Here is a 17371-nt window from a genome sequence, read left to right as displayed (position 1 = left end):
AAGGCGAAACAGGTCTTCGTCTCCAAGCGGGGCCAGGGCACCGGGTACTCCGGCATCGAGAACCCGCTGTTCTTCAAGGACAACACACGAATGTTCTACGGCGATGCAAAAGGCTCGGTGGACAAACTGCTCGGGCTGATCCAATGACGCGGCTACGACAGGGCATCACCGGACAGGGTCGCGGGCTTGCCGTGCGGTCCGGTGACGTGGCTGGTGAGCGCCATGTTTGAAACCGGATTGCGCAATCCCGACCGAGGCATCGACGCGCAGGGCTACCCGGCGCGCTATGCCCGATACAATGCCGGGGTTTCGGCGTTGCTGGAAACCTCGCTGATCAACGGCGATGGCCGGTTGTCGCGCGAGGGCGCTCTCGTGGTGGATACGCGGAAGTTCACCGGGCGGTCGCCGAAGGACAAGTATATCGTGGTCGAACCGTCGATCCGGGATGATATCTGGTGGGAGGGCAATCGTGGCCTGAGCCCAGAGGATTTCGAGACGCTCAAATCGGACATGCTGAACGTGCTGGCCGATCGTGACGTGGAGGTGCAGGACCTGGTTTGCGGCGCCGTGGCCGAGCACGCGGTCAATATCCGGCTGATCGCGGGTTTCAGCTGGCATGCGCTGTTCTTGCGGCACCTGCTGCGCCGCCCGCCCCGGGAGGCGCTGGCGGGCTACAGGCCGGACTTCACGATCATCAACCTGCCACATTTCCTCGCCGACCCGGCCCGCCACGGCACGCGCAGCGAGACCGTCGTCGCGCTGAGCTTCGAGCAGGAACTGGTTCTGATCGCGGGCACGGAATATGCCGATGAGAACAAGAAGGCCGCCTTCACGATCCTCAACCACCTGTATCCCGCACGTGGTATCCTGCCAATGCATTGTTCTGCCAACCATTCGGCGCAGAATGCCAGGGACAGCGCGCTGTTCTTCGGCCTGCCTGGCACCGGCAAGACCACGCTTTCCTCCGATCCCACCTGCAAGCTGATCGGGGATGACGCACACGGCTGGTCCGATGACGGGGTCTTCAATGTCGAGGGCGGTTGCTACACCAAAACCGTCTGCTTGTCCCAGAAGTCCGAGCCGGAGATCTGGGGGGCGGTGCATGCCTTCGGTGCGGTGCTGGAAAACGTGGTGATGGAGGAGGGCAGCCGGGCGCTGCTGCTCGATGACGACACGATCACCGAGAACGCCGGCGCAGCCTATCCGCTGGAGCGGCTGGCCAATGCGGCGCCGACCTCGCGCGGGGGGGCGCCGCGCAACATCTTCATGCTGACCTGTGACGCCTTCGGGGTGACGCCGCCCATCGCGCGGCTCGGCCCGGCCGAGGCGCGGGCGCTGTTCCTGCTGGGCTTCACTTTCAATGTGGCGGGAACGGAACGCGGGGTGGGCGCGCCCGAGCCGACATTTTCAACCTGTTTCGGGGCACCCTTCCTGACCCGGCCACCGGCGGTCTACGCGGACCTGTTCAAGGCGCGGTTGGAACAATCGGGCACCCAGGTCTGGCTGGTCAATACCGGTTGGATCGGCGGCGACGTCGAAACCGGCCAGCGGATGCCCATCGCCGTCATGCGCAGCCTGTTGAGGGCGGCGATGAACAGCACCCTCGGCGCGGTGCGGTTCGAGCGCGACCGGGTCTGGGGTGTCGAAATTCCTTGCGATGGACCCGCCGAGGCGCGATCTTATCTCGATCCGTATGAAACCTGGCCGGACAAGGCGGCCTTCGCACGGGCCGCGGATGGCTTGCGCGCGCGGATCACGCCGAAGCTGTCCGAACTGGGTATAACGTTTCCCGTGTCGCGGGTGCCGCAGACCGCGGACCTTTGATCGCTGCAATCGAAAGGGCGCAAGACATGAAATATATCGTTTACGTTAGCCAGGCCCGGGCGCCGTTCTCGATCGATCAACTGACCGATCTACTGGGTCGCAGCCGGTCGCGCAATACGAAGGAAGGGATCACGGGCATCCTGCTGTATCGATACAGCGATGATTTCGACAAGGGGTATTTCATCCAGGCCATCGAGGGGCCAGAGGCTGAACTGGACGCCCTTTGGCGGCGGATTTCCGGTGACTCGCGCCACCACACCATCGTGACCCTTTCGGAAGGCTTCGAGGAGGCGCGAATGTTCCCCAACTGGTCAATGGGTTTCAAGAATGTCGAACCGGGCGACTTGGCCGACGTGCCCGGGTTTGCCGATATCGACAAGGACAGTTTCTGGGAAAATCTGCGGTCCGGTGGCATGCCTGAAGCGCTGGATCTCCTGCGGGGCTTTTATGACGGCGACTGAGACGCATGGTGCCGTTTTCGCAAGGAGGAGGAAATGACCGGTCTGCAAGGTGTCGCGCGGCAGGAAATCGAACCGGTTGAGGCGATCGCGCGATCCGGGAAGGCCGCGGCGCTGGCGGTCATTCGCGGGATAGAGGGTCCATCCTATCGGCCGCTTGGGGCCTGCATGGCGGTGTTCGAGGATGGACGGGCGGTCGGGTCCCTGTCCTCGGGTTGCATTGAGAGCGATATTGCCCATCACGCCGTCGCGGCAATCGGAACCGGAGCCCCGGCAAAGGTGCGCTATGGCAAAGGGTCACCTTTCATGGATATCAAGCTGCCCTGCGGGGGCGGTATGGATGTGCTGATCGTGCCGCGCCCCGACCGGGCGGTGTTGCAGGACTTGGTGCGTCGTCACGATGCGCGGCGGCCCTGCTGCCTGACCATCGGCAAGGCAGATGGCGCGCTTTCGCTCGATGACGCGGGCGAGACCGGTCCGGTCGGGAACGGGTTCGCAATCCGCTTCGACCCGCCTCTTCGGTTCCTGATCTTCGGGGCCGGGCCCGAGGCCAGCAGTTTTGCGGCAATCGTGCAATCCATGGGGTTTCCCAATGTGGTCCTTTCGCCCGACCGCCGCACGTTGCAAGAGGCCGAGAAGACCAAGTGCCGTACGCGACACCTCGTCGACAAGGTCTTGCCTGAGGATCTGGATGTCGACGCCCGTACTGCCGCGATCCTATTTTTCCACGACCATGAATGGGAGCCGCCGTTGCTGGCACCACTGCTCGCCTCCGAGGCCTTCTTCATCGGGGCACAGGGGAGCCGGCGCTCAGCGCGGGCGCGGCTCCTGGAACTGGAGGCGCTCGGTGTCCCACCCGGGGCGCGCGATCGTCTGCACGGCCCCGTTGGCCTGATCCCCTCCACCCGTAACGCCTATACGTTGGCTGTCTCGGTGCTTGCCCAGGTGCTTGCGGAGGCGTCGGCGCAGCCAGCATAGCATGCCCGCGCCATGAACGCGGTGCCCGGCTTGAGTCGGCGGACATGTGCCGGGTGACCAAGGAAACCGGGATCATCGCTCCGCTCTTTTTTCGGAAAACCAGCCCGTTTCGGCCTGCAGCCCCCGTTACCGGGATGCGGCGTCGCCAGACGCAGCTGACACCGCGCCGGGTTACAGGTGTAGTTGCTCCGATGGTCAGCCCCTTTTCGGGACCGCTTAGACAGGAAAAAATCCGCGCCCCCGGGACCTTCCGACAGGGCTGCGTGCTGCAGGCGTGTGTTGCCCCCATCTGTGATAGTTGCACGAAAGCGGGGGCAAATGCGGGCGGGCCCACATGACCACGTTGAAGGTCAAAAACTTGAGGAAGATCTGGCTGGGGTGGTAGGATTCGAACCTACGATACACAGTACCAAAAACTGCTGCCTTACCACTTGGCTACACCCCAGCAGCGGTGCGGGTGATACGCCGAAGACCGCGGGTGATCAAGCCCCGAATGTCCTGATCTGGCCTATTCTTTCGTGGTGTCTGCCCTGGCGCCCGCCGGACCACTCCTTCGGGTGGCATCGGCAGGGCATATGTGCGGTGCCGTTACAGCCGGACCGGGTCCCGCTTGGCCAGTGCGTCGAAGCGCATGAGCGATCCGACAAGCGCTTCCATCCTGTCCAGCGGAATCATGTTCGGCCCGTCCGACGGGGCCGTGTCCGGATCTTCGTGCGTTTCGATGAACACGCCCGCCACGCCCAGGCTGACCGCGGCCCGGGCCATCACGGGGGCGAATTCGCGCTGGCCGCCGCTGCTGCCGCCCTGGCCGCCCGGCTGCTGCACCGAGTGGGTCGCATCCATGACCACCGGGTAGCCGGTGGCTGCCATCCTGGGCAGGGCCCGCATGTCGGCCACCAGGGTGTTGTAGCCGAACGAGGTGCCACGCTCGGTCAGAAGGAGCCTCTGGTTCCCGGTGCTTTCGACCTTTGCAATGACGTTGGGCATGTCCCAGGGCGCCAGGAACTGGCCCTTCTTGACGTTGATCACCGCCCCGGTCTCGCCTGCGGCCAGCAAGAGGTCGGTCTGGCGGCACAGGAAAGCGGGGATTTGCAGAACGTCCACGACAGTGGCGACCTTTGCGCACTGGTCAGGGCCATGAACATCGGTCAGGACAGGACAGCCGATGCCATCCTTGACCGCCTGAAGTACGCGCAGGCCCTCGTCCATGCCCAGGCCCCGCTTGCCGCCCAGCGAGGTGCGGTTGGCCTTGTCGTAGCTGCCCTTGAAAACAAACTGCGCGCCATGCCGATCGCAAACCGAGGCCATTGTCTCGGCAATCATGAGGGCATGCGCCTCGCTTTCCAGCTGGCACGGCCCCGCGATCACCGTCAACGGACGGTCGTTGGAAACCGTCAGGGCCCCAATGGAGATATCTTGCATCATGAGCTGACCTGTTCACGCAGGATAGAGGCGGTAAGCGAAATCATCAGGTAGATGCCCGAGAAGATCAGCAAGGACAACAGCGTGTTCTCGAAGGCGCGGGGATAGGTTGGTTCGTCCGGTGCGACGGGGGCGACCGACACCGACAGGAAGCGCACCTGGCGGTTGGCTTCGATGCGCGCCTGGTCCATCGCCGCCTGGGCGGCGGTGACGCGCTCAATTGCGAAGGCGTAGTTCTCCTCGGCTTCGCGCAGCTTGGCCACGACCTCGGCCTGGCTGGGGCCGCCGTTGCTGCCCTCGGAGAGCTGACCGCGCAAATCGTCGATCTGGTCGCCGATCCGGTCGATCTCGCCCTGCACGGCCGAGACCCGTGCCTGGTTCGGACGCGCATTGGATTGCAGGCTGGCCAGTTCGATCCTCTTCTCGTCCAGCCGCATCTCAAGCGCGCTGATGCGCTGCTGCAGGGCGGATACGGCGCTGGCGGGGTCCACGACCTCGGCGTCGCGCTGGATGCGTGTCAGGTCGCTCAGGGCTTCCTGCCGTGCCGCCTCTGCGGTCTGGTAATTGGTGGTGGCGTCGGCCATCTGGTCCTGGCGCATGCGCTGGGTCAGGTCATCGACACGTTCCTCGGTGTAGCGGATCAGCGCCTCGGAGAATTCCTGACTTTTCGCCGGGTCGGCGGCGATCACTTCCATTTTCACGACGCCCTCGGTGGGGTCGTATCCGACCTGCACGTGGTCCTGGTAGAGACCGTAGGCGTCCTCGTTCGTGGCATCCGGCTCCAGCCGCTGGATCGCGTCGATCTCGGGGGTCTGGAAATGTGCCTTGAACCCGTGATCCTCGGTCAGGCGCAGCATGGCCTCGCGCGAGGTCAAAAAGGCCTGGGCGTTGACAGCCTCGGACTGGGTGGCAAGCCCGGTGCCCTGGAACAGCCCGCCGAAGCCCGAGCTGCCCTGGGCCTCGGCCTGCTGGATGACGAATTCCGAGTTGGTCGCGTACATCGGCGTCGCGATCACGAAGAAATACCAGCCCATGGCGAAGGTCGGCAGGAATACGAAGGCGGTCAACCTTGCAAAGAGCGCAACGAGCTTGCGGCGACGTCGCTTGGCAATATCGCGTTGCATCGCCCGGATTTCGCCGGCGCGCTGGTTCATCCCCGAGGGCGCGGTCTGCTCGGTCGAGGGGAGGTTGGGCTTGTGCACGACGGTCTGCGGCAATTGCACCCGGTCCCGCGCCTGGCCGGTTCCCTGGTCGTTGGCGCCCCTGCCTGCCTGCCCGGCACTGGCCACCACTTCGCCTGCTCCGGTGTCGGTCTGCTTTTTTCCCGGTGTGACGAGTTCGAGGACATTATTGCGCTGGAACGGGTCGATGCCGCGCTTTCGCAGCTGCCGGACCGCGTCGAAATCCGATGTCACGGCGAGCCCGTGCTTGTGGGCCACGCGCCTGGCCATGCGCAACTGGCGGCCGGTGAGCCCCTCCTGCCGGATCGCTTGCATCTCGGTTTCGGCGGCGACGCCATCGGGGCTGGTGACATTGGCGTTGGCGGCCGGGGCCGGGTTGGGGTCGTGGCGCACGACACGGCCGGGGTCCGGTTGCGGCGCGGCGCTCTCTTGCGCGGTGTCCGGCTGCGCCTGAGAAGCGAGTGTGGCGTTGCGCCGGATGCGATATTTCCTAGCTTTGGGCTTGGTAGTCATAAAGCTGCTTCGCCTCTTCCAGGGTGTCGAACATCTGCAAGCGGCCATCGCGCAAGACTGCCGCTGAGCTTGCGAATTTTTCCAGCGTTTCGGGCTGGTGAGAGACGATGACCACGGTCGTGGTGGCCAGCCGCTCCCTGAGAATCTCGCCGGCCTTGCGGTTGAATTCCGCATCGGTCGACTGGGGCATCCCCTCGTCGATGAGGTATATATCGAAATCGAGCGCAAGCATCAGCGAAAATGTGAAACGGGCCTTCATCCCCGAGGAATAGGTGCCCACGGGCATGTCGTAGTATTCCTCGATCCCGGCCAGCCAGCGGGTGAAGGCCTCGATATAGTCCGGGTCCAGGCCGTAGAGCCGGGCAATGTAGCGGGCGTTCTCGCGCGCGGTGTGGCGCCCCACGACACCGCCCATGAACCCCAGGGGAAAGGAAATTCGGCAGTTGCGGCGCACCTCGCCTTCGTCGGGTTTTTCCAGCCCGGCCATCATGTTGATCACCGTGGTCTTGCCGGTGCCGTTGGGGGCGAGAATGCCGAGAGAACGGCCCAACTCGACCCGGAACGAGGCCCGGTCCAGGATGACCTTGCGCTGTGTGCCGGTCCAGAAGGACTTGCTGACATTGTCGAATTCCAGCATCGACGCCTCGTTAACTGTGACATGGGCGCGACGATCCACGCTTGCCTGTTATTTTGCATTGTTCTCGATAATTGGACAATCTGGCGATAATATGTCGGATCGGTGATGTGAATGACACTGCTTGCCGCTGTGGGGCGTGGCCCCGGCGGCAATCCGCATGAGGTCTTCTGCTTGCCAGCGATGCCCTGCGCCAGTACCGCCGACCGAAGAGAGGATTGCCATGGACGAGACGACCGAGATCGACAGGGCCCACGCGGCGATGCAAGCCGCCCCCGAGGACGACCTGGCCCGGCTGCGGTTCTACGAGCGGCTGGCGGACGGCGAGGTCTTCGTGCTCTTGCGCGAAGAGGCCGCGCAGGATGCCGTCTCGCCCGAGGTTGTCGAGGTCGAAGGTCAGGCCCATGTGATGGTCTTCGACCGGATCGAGCGGCTCTCGTCCTTTGCGCGAGGCCCGGCGCCCTACGCGACCCTGTCCGGTCGCGACCTGGCCATGATGCTCGCAGGGCAGGAAACCGGGCTTGCGCTGAACCTCGAGGTCGCGCCCTCGGCAATGCTGATCGGGCCCGAAGCGGTGGACTGGCTGGCGCGCACGCTGGATGCGGCCCCGACCGAAGTCGAGGCGCGGCTGCGTGAACTGACGCCCCCCCCGGATCTGCCAGAGGGTCTGTTGCAGGCGCTTGATCGCAAGCTCGCGCGGGCCGCGGGCCTGGCCGAATGCGCCTACTTGGCAGGCGCGGTGCAAGAGGATGGCGCGCGGGGCCTCCTGCTGGCCTTGGTCGGCACGGCGCCGGGCGCCGAGGCTGCGTTGGCCCGGGCTGTTGGCGAGGCGCTCACCTTTTCGGGGCTGGCGGAAAGTGGACTCGACGTCACCCACCTGGCGGCAGGCTCGGACATGGCGGCGCGCATTGCGCGGGTCGGCTTGCGCTTCGACCTGCCGCAGCCCGAGGCGCGCCCGGTGCCGGGGGCCGATCCCGGCATGGACCCTGACAAGCCGCCGAAACTGCGCTGATCTGTCGGTGCTGTTGCGCCACGTTGCTGATCAGTAGCCGCGTTCGCGGTCTACAAGGTGCTGGAAAGGCTGCCCGGCCTCTCCACGTCGGATGTTCTCGGCGATGACCGTCGCGGCGGTCGCGGGCCGGGTGGCCGAGGCGATATGGGGGGTCACGGTGACCTTCGGGTGCGCCCAGAAGGGGTGGTCGGCGGGCAGGGGCTCGGTCTCGAAGACATCAAGCGTGGCGTGCCCTAGATGGCTGTCCAGCGCCGCGATCAATGCCCCGTCGTCGATCAGCGGGCCGCGTCCGGGGTTCAGGATTATCGTGTTCCGTTTCAGCAGGGCCAGCCGCTCGGCGTTCAAGAGGTGCCGCGTCAGCGCGGTCAGGGGCACCAGCAGGACGACGATCTGTGCATCGCGCAGCACCGCGTCAAGACCGTCGTGCCCCGAGAAGACCTCGACTCCGGGGATCTCCTTGTCGCGCCGCGCCCAGCCGCGCACAGGGAAGCCAAGGTCGGACAGGGTCGTCGCACAGGCCGACCCGAGCGCGCCCAGGCCCAGCACTGTCACGGGCCGGTCTGCAGCCAGCGGCGGGATCTCGCTGCGCCAGATGCCATCCTGGCCCAGGATGTGCCTGTCCATGCCGAGATGATGGCGCAGGACATGGCCGGTGACCCATTCGACCATGCCCCGGGTCAAACCTGGATCGACCATGCGCGCCAGGGGCTGGGTGAGGGTGGGATTGTCGGTCAGGTTCTCGACCCCGGCCCAGATGTTCTGGACCAACTTGCAGCACCTGTAGGGGCGATAGTCCTGAACATCCCCGTTTGGGGCTGTCACGATGTAGTCGACCGTCCCGGGGGCGTGGTCGCGGGACAGGTCGACTGTCAGTCCCTTGGCCTCCAGGGCCTCGGGCAAAACCAGTTCATACTCGGACCAGCACTTGGCCCCGGCAGCGAAAAGCACACGGATCATGGGCTACCTCGGTTTGTGGACATGGGCCGACTGCACCAGGCCGAAACCGATCATCAGCACCAGCATCGCCGATCCGCCATAGCTGACCAGCGGCAAGGGCACCCCCACCACCGGTGCCAGGCCGGTGACCATGGCCATGTTGACCGCGAAATAGAGAAAGAAGGTGACGGCCACGCCCAGCGTCAGCAACGCGGCGAAGCGGTCCTTGTTGGTCAGGGCCGAGGCAATGCAGAACAGGATGATGAGCGCGTAGAGCACCAGCAGCGTCGAGGCGCCGAGAAAGCCGAATTCCTCGGCCAGGGTCGTGAAGATGAAATCGGTATGTTTCTCGGGCAGGAAGTTCAGGCGGCTTTGTGTGCCCTGCATGTAGCCGCGCCCGGTCCAGCCACCCGATCCCAGCGCGATCTTGGCCTGCATGATGTGATAGCCTGCCCCCAGGGGGTCCCTGCTCGGATCGAGAAATGTGTCGATCCTGGCGAACTGGTAGTCCTTGAGCAACTGCCAGGATGTCCCGCGCGAGACAAGCACCGCGGTGACAAGGCCCACCCCCCCGGCGATGACACTGGCGAAATAGGCCCAGTGAACGCCGGCCACGAAAAGCACCGCGCCCCCGCCCATGACCAGCAAAAGCGTCGTGCCCAGGTCGGGCTGGCGCAGGATCAGCGCGGAGGGAATGGCGATCAGGATGAGCGGGATCGCGATCCAGAGCGGGCGGCTGACCTTGTTCAGGGGCAGCCAGTCGTAATAGGCGGCCAGCAGCATCACCAGAGCGATCTTCATCAACTCGGAGGGTTGCAGGTCCATCGGGCCAAGGTCCAGCCAGCGTTGCGAGCCGTTGCGCTCGACCCCGACGACCTCGACCAGGCCCAGCAGTATCAGCGAGACAGCATAGGCGACCAACGCCATGTTGCGCCAGAACCAGATCGGCACCAGGCCGACCCCGATCATCAGGACAAGGCCAAAACCGAAACGCTGCATCTGCGGAGTGACCCAGGGGTCCATGCTGCCCCCGGCCACGGAATAGAGCATCAGGAACCCCGTGCCGCCGACCGCCGAGACGAGGAAGATGATCGGCCAATTGAGATAGAGCAGCTTGCGCAGCCCGGTGGGGACGTATTTGACTTGGTATTCGAGATAGCTCATGGCGCGCGTCTCAGGCCCGGTCCGCGCTGCGGCCGGGCCGGATGTCGCGCAGCTCCAGCTCGCGTTGCTGCTGCTCGATACGGCGGTGGTCCGCGCTTGGATAGGACGACAGCGGCGGCGTGCCCCCATGCAGAGCCTGGAGCATGATGTCGCGGGCGATCGGGGCGGCGACGGCCGATCCGCCCCCACCGTGTTCCACGACCACTGCAACCGCGTACCTGGGGTCCTCGTAGGGGGCGAAGGACACGAAGAGCGCGTGGTCCCGGCGATACCAGGGCAGATCCTCGTTGCGCGACACGCCACGAGCGCGTTCCTCGGCGGTAATGCGTCGAACCTGGCTGGTGCCGGTCTTGCCGGCCTGGCGCATGTCCTCGGCCACGATCCGGGTGCTATAGGCTGTCCCGCGTCGGTGGTTCGACACGTCGTACATCGCCGAACGGACGCGGCGCAGGTGGTTCTCGTTCAGTCCCAGAGACTCATCGCCCACCGAAGGCTGTTCCACCCCGGCGATCGAGCGGACCAGCCGCGGCGTGATCGCCCGGCCGGTGGCGATGCGCGCGGTCATCACCGCCAGCTGCAAGGGAGAGGCGAGCACGTAGCCCTGCCCGATCGAGGCGTTGACCGTGTCGCCGATGCGCCAGCTTTCGCCGCGCCGGGTGCGCTTCCATTCCTTGTCCGGGGCAATGCCCGGGGTGATCGCGGACATCGGCAGCTCGTGGCGCTGGCCCAGGCCGAGGCGCCGGGCCATGGCGGCGATCTTGTCGATGCCCACGCGCTGGCAGATATCGTAATAGTAGACATCACAACTCTGCTTGAGGCTCTCGTGAAGGTTCATGTTGCCGTGCCCGCCGCGTTTCCAGCAATGGAACCGCACGTCCGAGACATCGAGGTGCCCCAGGCAGCGCACGGTCTCCTCGGGGTCGATCACGTCGTCCTGCAATGCCGCCAGCGCCACGACCATCTTGAAGGTCGAGCCCGGCGGATAGGCCCCTTGCACCGTTTTCGCTGCCAGCGGGCGGCGGTGATTGCGCGGGTCCTGGCCGCGTTCGTTCAAGGCGTCCCAGTCTGCCTGCGAGATGCCGCGCACGAACATGTTGGGATCGAACGCGGGGGCCGAACCGATGGCCGCGATATCGCCCTGTTCGAGGTCGATGACCACCGCCGCCGCGCTTGCGCCGCGCAGACGGGACTGCACGTAGTTCTGCAATCGCGCGTCTACGGTCAGTTGCACATCCGCGCCCGCCTCGCCCTCGGTGCGGTTGAGTTCGCGCATGACGCGGCCTGCGGCATTCTTCTCGACCTCAAGCGTGCCGGCCTTGCCGCGAAGCACCCGTTCGAGCTTGTTCTCGACCATGGTCTTGCCGATCTGGAACCGTGGCAGGCGCAACAGGGGGTCCTGGTCGTCGAGCCGGTTCAGGTCGAAGTCGCTGACCGGGCCGACATATCCCACGACATGGGCCATGTCCTCGGCTTGCGGATAGAGACGGCTCAGGCCCAGCTCTGCGGTGACGCCCGGCAGCGCGGGGGCATTGACGACGACGCGGCTGACATGCGGCCAGGCCACGCGCTCGGCCACGGTGACGGGGATGTCTCCGCGCACCTGTCCCAGTTCCTCGCGGGCGCGTGCCAGTTGAACCTCGGTCACGGGGATCAGCCGGGCCAGCTTGGCCAGCACAGTGTCCACGTCGCCCGCGTCCTCGCGGGTGATGGTGATATTGTAGAACTGTTCGTTCTCGGCCAGCACGACCCCGTTGACATCGAAGATCAATCCGCGGTCAGGGGGCAGAAGCTCGATGTCGATGCGGTTGCGTTCGGCCAGGCTGCGGTAGGTATCGCCCTGGTCCACCTGGAGCGAGCGCATACGCCAGCCGAGGACGCCCGCGACACCCAGCTGGGTTCCGCCAAGCAGCAGCGCGCGGCGTGAAATGCGCCGTGCGCTCGTCTCGGTTTCCTTCGGTCCGCGCTTCATAGCCGGTTCCCCAGTGAATCGATCTCGCCCTGTGCGGGGCGGCTGACGCCGAACAGAAGGAACGACAGCAGCGCCACCAGGGGATAGGCCAATATGGTAAGCATCATTTGCGTCAGTGTCAGCCCAAGCGGTGCCTGCGGCACCACCGTCAGCGACAGAACGACCCGGTAGGCCAGCGTGATCGCCACGATCCCGGCCGCGATACCGAGCCATTCCAGCGGGAATGGCACCACCCGGAGCGACCGGGCACGGGTGCGCAGAACCTCGGTCAGGATCAGCACCAGCGCCGTCCAGAGCCCCGGCGGCCGGTGAAACAGCATGTCCGACAGAAGGAAGACCGCCGCGATCAGCAGGGCCGGCACATGATCCGGCCGCCGGGCGGCCCAGGCCAGTGTGATCAGCAGCACGAAATCGGGGCTTCCCCACCGCCGCGGCATCGTCTCCATTGGCAGCAGGTGCAGGAACATGATCCCCGCACACAGAAAGGCGTAAATCCCGCGCCCGAGCCAGATTCGGCGGCGAGAGGCTTCAGCCATCGCCCGGTCCGTCCCCGACGGGGCGGTCTTCCGCGATCTCGGCCGGGGCAGACTGCGGTTCCGGGTCGGGCGGGGTTACGGGGGCGATCAGGGCGCCGGTGGCGTCGATCCGCTCGGCCTGCTGGCTGCGGAGCACGCGCAGGAACTCCAGCCTTTCGAAATCGGCCGCCAAGCGTAGGCGCAGGCGGCGATCGGTACCCCGGACGACCTGCCCGACGAGGATATCGGCGGGGAAAAGCCCGCCATCGCCCGAGGTCACGACCCGGTCACCGGGCCGGATGCTGTCGGGGTCCTCGATGAAGTCCAGCGGCGGGGCGATGGTGTTGTCGCCAGCCAGGATCGCGCGCTGCCCGGAGGGCTGGATCGTCACCGGGATGCGGCTGGACGTGTCGGTGAGCAGCAGCACCCGGCTGCTGTCCTGGCCAACGCCAGAGATACGCCCGGCAAGGCCGATGCCGTCCATTACCGGCCAGCCGTCCAGGATGCCGTCGCGCGCGCCCACGTTGAGAAGCACCGACTGCCGGAAGGGCGAGCCGCTGTCGGCCAGCACCACGCCGGTCACCCAGGTCAATTCCGGGTCCAGCCGCACGTTGTTGAGGTCGCGCAGCACCGCGTTTTCCTGTTCCAGTTGAAGCGCCGCCTCGCGCCAGGCCTTCATGTCCTGCAGTTCGCGGCGCAGGTCGCGGTTCTGTTCGGCCAGCCGTTGGTAGGACTGGAAATCCGACACCAGGTTGGCCAGCCCCGTCACTGGCGCCATGGCCCATTCGAACGAGGGCACGACGCGGTCGATGATCTCGGCGCGGACACGTTCGACGCGCGGGCTGTCGATGCGCCAGAGCAGGAACAGCCCCAGCAGCAGCAGCACCAGGACACCGATCAGCAATCGGCGCACCGGCGAGACGAAGTCTTCCTGGGCGTTTCGGTCACGGGCCATGGGCAGGCCATATCATGTCGCTGCGCGGGATTTGAGTGACAAATCGTTCAGTATGTTGTGCGGCAGACACACTCAACCCCGGCCCGCCCGTCGTGGACTTGTCCCCGAACGGACCGTGGGATATTTTTTTATAAGTTGTGGAAACAGCCCGACAACAAATTGTAAAGGTTGAAGAGTGTCTGTCTTGTCCGGGCTTCACATGCTGCTTGTCCAACATGCTTGGTCCCTTGTTCCGCTTGCCCTTCTGGCGGTGGCCCGTCTTGTGGCCGGTGGCAATCTGGCGCGCATTCCATCGGCGCTTGCGCTGCTGCTTGCGCTGTATCTGGGATGGAAGATCATCGGGCCGCAGATCAATCCGCCCGGGCAGCCGCGTTATGTGATGGGTACGGAACTTCATGCGGGGCCTCAGCGCCTGCTGGCGCTTGGCCTGGTCGCCGCGCTCATGCTGGTCGCGGCCCTGTTGCCCGGCGCGCGCTGGCGGCTGATCGATGGCGCGGTGATCCTTCTGGTTGCCATAACCGCCTTGTCGGTCTGGTCGGTGTCGGGACGCTGAATCGCCCTGTGCCGGGGCATTCTCAGCTTTCGTAGTCGATCACGTGCCGGAGTTGCTTTTCGTATTCCAGAGCTTTGCCGGTGCCGAGCGCCACGCAGTTGAGGCTCTCGTCTGCGACCGAAACGGCAAGGCCGGTCTGTTCGCGCAGGGCCAAGTCCAATTGGCCCAGAAGCGCGCCACCCCCCGTCAGCATCACGCCCCGGTCGACGATGTCGGCCGCTAGGTCGGGCGGGGTCGCTTCCAGCGCGGTCATCACCGCCTCGCAGATCTGCTGAACGGGTTCGGCAAGCGCCTCGGCCACCTGGGCCTGGCTGATCTCGGTTTCCTTGGGCACACCGTTGAGCAGGTCGCGGCCCCGGATCTGCATGGACTGGCCGCGTCCATCGTCTGGCATGCGCGCAGTCCCGATAGAGGTCTTGATGCGCTCGGCGGTGCTGTCGCCGATCAGAAGGTTGTGCTGGCGGCGCAGGTAATTGATGATCGACTCATCCATCCGGTCGCCGCCCACGCGGACCGAGCGGGCATACACGATGTCGCCCAGCGACAGCACAGCCACCTCGGTGGTGCCGCCGCCGATGTCGACGACCATGTTGCCGGTGGGGTCGGTGATCGGCATTCCCGACCCGATCGCCGCGGCGATGGGTTCGGCGATCAGCCCGGCGCGGCGGGCGCCGGCGGACAAGACCGACTGGCGGATGGCACGCTTTTCCACCGGGGTCGCGCCGTGGGGCACGCAGACGATGATCTTGGGCTTGGAAAAGGTCGAGCGCTTGTGCACCTTGCGGATGAAGTACTTGATCATCTCCTCGGCGGTGTCGAAATCGGCGATCACCCCCTCGCGCATGGGGCGGATCGCCTCGATGGACCCGGGCGTCCGGCCCAGCATCAGCTTGGCGTCCTCGCCAACGGCCAGCACCTTCTTGACGCCGTCCTTGACGTGGTAGGCCACAACCGACGGCTCGGACAGGATCACGCCGCGTCCCTTGACGTAGACCAGCGTGTTCGCCGTCCCGAGGTCGATTGCCATGTCCGACGAAAACAAACTTGCAAATCCAGCCATCATGCGGACCCGTTCCCATTAGAGATTGGTCCGCGACTCCCCCGAGGAGCACGGACTGACCGTGCTTATAGGGGCGTGACCGGGCAGGGAAAAGGGGGCTTGGCGCGCAGGGGCGTTATTCCGCCGTGATCGAAACGAAGTAGACGCTGCCCTGCGGTGCCTGCTGCGCACCCTTCGAGACGCCGCACATCGTGCACGCGCCAGACGTCATGAGGGCAGGGGCAGATCTCGGCTGCGCCGACCCTCGCCAGCCGCGCCGGGTCCCCGTCAGGGGATGGGAATACCGGCTGGAGACCCGCGTCGGCGCGGGTCATCAGCACCGCAAAATGCGGCTCCGTCCGAGACAGGCGGATACCGGTGTCGAGGTGGGCCGCGGCCGGGCAGTCCTGTGCACCGGCCGCGAGGAAAAGCCCGGCGGCGAGCATCGGCCCCTCATTCGCCCGCGTCCGTGTAGCGGATTTCCTTGACGTCGGCGCCCGGTCCGGTCTTCTCGCGGCGCACCATCAGGCGATTGAGCGCGTTGATATAGGCGCGCGCCGACGCCACGACCGTGTCCGTGTCCGCCGAGGACCCGGTGGCGATGCGCCCGTCCTCGAACAAGCGCACGGAGACCGTGGCCTGGGCATCGGTGCCCTCGGTCACCGCGTGGACCTGGTAAAGCTCCAACCGCGCCTCGTTGGGCCAGATCGCGCGCACCGCCTTGAACGTGGCGTCCACGGGGCCGTCTCCGGTGTCGGTCACGGTGTGGCGGGTGCCGTCGACCTCCATCGTCAGCTCGGCTTCCGCCGGGCCGGCCGTGCCGCAGCTTACCTTGAGTTCGAGCAGTTTCAGGTGGTCCTCGGCCCCCTCGTTGATGCGCACCAGCGCGATCAGGTCGTCGTCGTAGACTTCCTTCTTGCGGTCGGCCAGTTCCTTGAAACGGGCGAAGATGTCCTTGACCTCGTTGTCGCCCAGGTCGAAGCCCAGCTCGTCGAGCTTGGCCCGCATCGCCGCACGGCCCGAATGCTTGCCCAGCGGCAGCGAGGACGCGGCCAGCCCGATATCCTCGGGGCGCATGATCTCGAAGTTTTCGCGGTTCTTGAGCATTCCGTCCTGGTGGATGCCGCTTTCATGGGCAAAGGCGTTCTTCCCGACGATGGCCTTGTTGAACTGCACGGGAAACCCCGAAACGGTGCTGACCCGGCGCGACAGCGCCATGATCTTCGTGGTGTCGATGCCGGTATCGAAGGGCAGGATGTCGCCGCGGGTTCGCAGGGCCATGACGACCTCTTCCAGCGCGGTGTTGCCGGCGCGTTCGCCCAGTCCGTTGATCGTGCATTCGATCTGGCGGGCGCCGCCCTCGACGGCGGCGAGGGCGTTGGCCGTGGCCATCCCCAGATCATTGTGGCAGTGGGTGGCAAAGACCACGTCCTCGCCACCGGGCACCTCGGCGATCAGGCGACGGATAAGGTCGGCGCTTTCGACCGGGGCGGTGTAGCCCACGGTGTCGGGGATGTTGATCGTCGTGGCACCGGCCTTGATGGCGATCTCGATCACGCGGCACAGGTAGTCCCATTCGGTCCGGGTTGCGTCCATCGGTGACCACTGGACATTGTCGCAGAGGTTGCGCGCATGGGTGACCGTCTCGTGGATGCGTTCGGCCATTTCATCCTGTGTCAGGTCGGGAATCGCCCGGTGCAGCGGCGAGGTGCCGATGAAGGTATGAATGCGCGGGGAAGCAGCGTGCCTGACCGCTTCCCAGCAGCGGTCGATATCCATGACATTGGCGCGGGCCAGCCCGCAGATCGTCGCGGACTGACTGCGCCGCGCGATCTCCGAGACGGCCCTGAAATCTCCCTCGGAGGCAACGGGAAAGCCCGCCTCGATGATGTCGACACCCATCTCGTCGAGCATCTCGGCGATTTCCAGCTTCTCGTCATGGGTCATGGTCGCGCCCGGGGATTGCTCACCGTCACGCAGGGTGGTGTCGAAGATCAACACGTGGTCTGTCATTTTGGTATTTCCTTGATTTCCTTAGCGTTTCTTTGGCGCATCATCCCCTCTGAGCGGTCGCGCCGAAAGGCACGCTCAGAGGCGGCTAAGGAGAAGCAGGCCGAGCAGGGCCGGGCTATGTGCTGTGCTCGTCATGGGCTGGCACTATACGCGCGCGGATCTGTTTGGAAAGGGGGGCGTTTACAAAAATGTGCGCTGCCGCGCA

General features: G+C 65.4%; 16 protein-coding genes and 1 tRNA gene. 6 read left to right on the top strand and 11 right to left on the bottom strand.

Annotated features, from left to right (window positions below):
- The 4 genes from VJ897_RS02470 to VJ897_RS02455 all read left to right on the top strand — a co-directional run.
- Positions 1–147 (top strand): NAD(P)(+) transhydrogenase (Re/Si-specific) subunit beta (locus VJ897_RS02470; protein ID WP_324052935.1); only part of this gene is annotated, 147 nt, incomplete at its 5' end.
- 75 nt (positions 148–222) lie between these two features.
- A complete protein-coding gene (locus tag VJ897_RS02465) occupies positions 223–1824 on the top strand; it encodes a phosphoenolpyruvate carboxykinase (ATP) (protein ID WP_324052923.1) in 1602 nt (533 codons plus the stop codon).
- A 26-nt stretch (positions 1825–1850) separates the two neighbouring features.
- Positions 1851–2285: a BLUF domain-containing protein gene (locus VJ897_RS02460; RefSeq protein ID WP_324052921.1), complete on the top strand. Its 435-nt coding sequence runs from the start codon at positions 1851–1853 to the stop codon at positions 2283–2285.
- A 33-nt stretch (positions 2286–2318) separates the two neighbouring features.
- On the top strand, positions 2319–3260 hold the full coding sequence (locus tag VJ897_RS02455; protein ID WP_324052920.1) for an XdhC family protein: 942 nt from the start codon (positions 2319–2321) through the stop codon (positions 3258–3260).
- A 370-nt stretch (positions 3261–3630) separates the two neighbouring features.
- Here VJ897_RS02455 and VJ897_RS02450 read toward each other — a convergent pair.
- The 4 genes from VJ897_RS02450 to VJ897_RS02435 all read right to left on the bottom strand — a co-directional run bounded on the left by VJ897_RS02450 (position 3631) and on the right by VJ897_RS02435 (position 7013).
- A tRNA-Gln gene (locus VJ897_RS02450) sits at positions 3631–3705 on the bottom strand.
- 143 nt (positions 3706–3848) lie between these two features.
- Positions 3849–4682 carry a 3-deoxy-8-phosphooctulonate synthase gene (gene kdsA / locus VJ897_RS02445; RefSeq protein WP_324052933.1) on the bottom strand — a complete coding sequence of 278 codons (834 nt, stop codon included), beginning with the start codon at positions 4680–4682 and terminating at the stop codon, positions 3849–3851.
- A complete protein-coding gene (locus VJ897_RS02440; protein ID WP_324052918.1) occupies positions 4682–6376 on the bottom strand; it encodes a KpsE/RkpR family capsule polysaccharide export protein in 1695 nt (564 codons plus the stop codon). Before VJ897_RS02440 ends, kdsA begins: the two co-directional genes overlap by 1 nt.
- Positions 6354–7013, bottom strand: a complete 660-nt coding sequence (locus VJ897_RS02435) for an ABC transporter ATP-binding protein (protein WP_324052931.1) — start codon at positions 7011–7013, stop codon at positions 6354–6356. The genes VJ897_RS02440 and VJ897_RS02435 overlap by 23 nt, the downstream gene beginning before the upstream one ends.
- Before the next feature lie 220 nt (positions 7014–7233).
- Between VJ897_RS02435 and VJ897_RS02430 the strand changes: the two genes are divergently transcribed.
- Positions 7234–8022 carry an SseB family protein gene (locus VJ897_RS02430; RefSeq protein WP_324052916.1) on the top strand — a complete coding sequence of 263 codons (789 nt, stop codon included), beginning with the start codon at positions 7234–7236 and terminating at the stop codon, positions 8020–8022.
- Between the two features lie 30 nt (positions 8023–8052).
- Here the strand turns inward: VJ897_RS02430 and VJ897_RS02425 are convergent, their stop codons facing one another.
- The 5 genes from VJ897_RS02425 to mreC are packed head-to-tail and all read right to left on the bottom strand — an operon-like array spanning position 8053 to position 13561.
- Complete coding sequence (locus VJ897_RS02425; protein ID WP_324052914.1) at positions 8053–8979, bottom strand: 2-hydroxyacid dehydrogenase; 927 nt, start codon at positions 8977–8979, stop codon at positions 8053–8055.
- A gap of 3 nt (positions 8980–8982) precedes the next feature.
- A complete protein-coding gene (gene rodA / locus VJ897_RS02420; RefSeq protein ID WP_324052912.1) occupies positions 8983–10122 on the bottom strand; it encodes a rod shape-determining protein RodA in 1140 nt (379 codons plus the stop codon).
- 10 nt (positions 10123–10132) lie between these two features.
- Positions 10133–12091, bottom strand: coding sequence for a penicillin-binding protein 2 (gene mrdA / locus VJ897_RS02415; protein WP_324052910.1), 1959 nt, complete (start codon positions 12089–12091; stop codon positions 10133–10135).
- The gene (locus tag VJ897_RS02410; protein WP_324052908.1) at positions 12088–12627 is read right to left on the bottom strand and encodes a rod shape-determining protein MreD; all 540 of its coding nucleotides are present in this window, start codon (positions 12625–12627) and stop codon (positions 12088–12090) included. The genes mrdA and VJ897_RS02410 overlap by 4 nt, the downstream gene beginning before the upstream one ends.
- Positions 12620–13561: a rod shape-determining protein MreC gene (mreC, locus tag VJ897_RS02405; protein ID WP_324052906.1), complete on the bottom strand. Its 942-nt coding sequence runs from the start codon at positions 13559–13561 to the stop codon at positions 12620–12622. The genes VJ897_RS02410 and mreC overlap by 8 nt, the downstream gene beginning before the upstream one ends.
- Before the next feature lie 250 nt (positions 13562–13811).
- On the opposite strand from mreC, the gene VJ897_RS02400 reads away from it, so the two are divergent.
- Positions 13812–14114: a hypothetical protein gene (locus VJ897_RS02400; RefSeq protein ID WP_324052904.1), complete on the top strand. Its 303-nt coding sequence runs from the start codon at positions 13812–13814 to the stop codon at positions 14112–14114.
- Between the two features lie 22 nt (positions 14115–14136).
- Here the strand turns inward: VJ897_RS02400 and VJ897_RS02395 are convergent, their stop codons facing one another.
- Both VJ897_RS02395 and VJ897_RS02390 read right to left on the bottom strand, forming a co-directional pair.
- Positions 14137–15174, bottom strand: a complete 1038-nt coding sequence (locus VJ897_RS02395; protein WP_324052902.1) for a rod shape-determining protein — start codon at positions 15172–15174, stop codon at positions 14137–14139.
- A gap of 432 nt (positions 15175–15606) precedes the next feature.
- The gene (locus VJ897_RS02390; RefSeq protein ID WP_324052900.1) at positions 15607–17166 is read right to left on the bottom strand and encodes a 2-isopropylmalate synthase; all 1560 of its coding nucleotides are present in this window, start codon (positions 17164–17166) and stop codon (positions 15607–15609) included.
- Positions 17167–17371 lie beyond the last annotated feature (205 nt).

Source organism: Salibaculum sp. (genome assembly GCF_035270045.1).
Taxonomy (GTDB): Bacteria; Pseudomonadota; Alphaproteobacteria; order Rhodobacterales; family Rhodobacteraceae; genus Salibaculum.
Note: the sequence above shows the minus strand (reverse complement) of the source record. Positions and strands in the feature narration are given on the sequence as shown.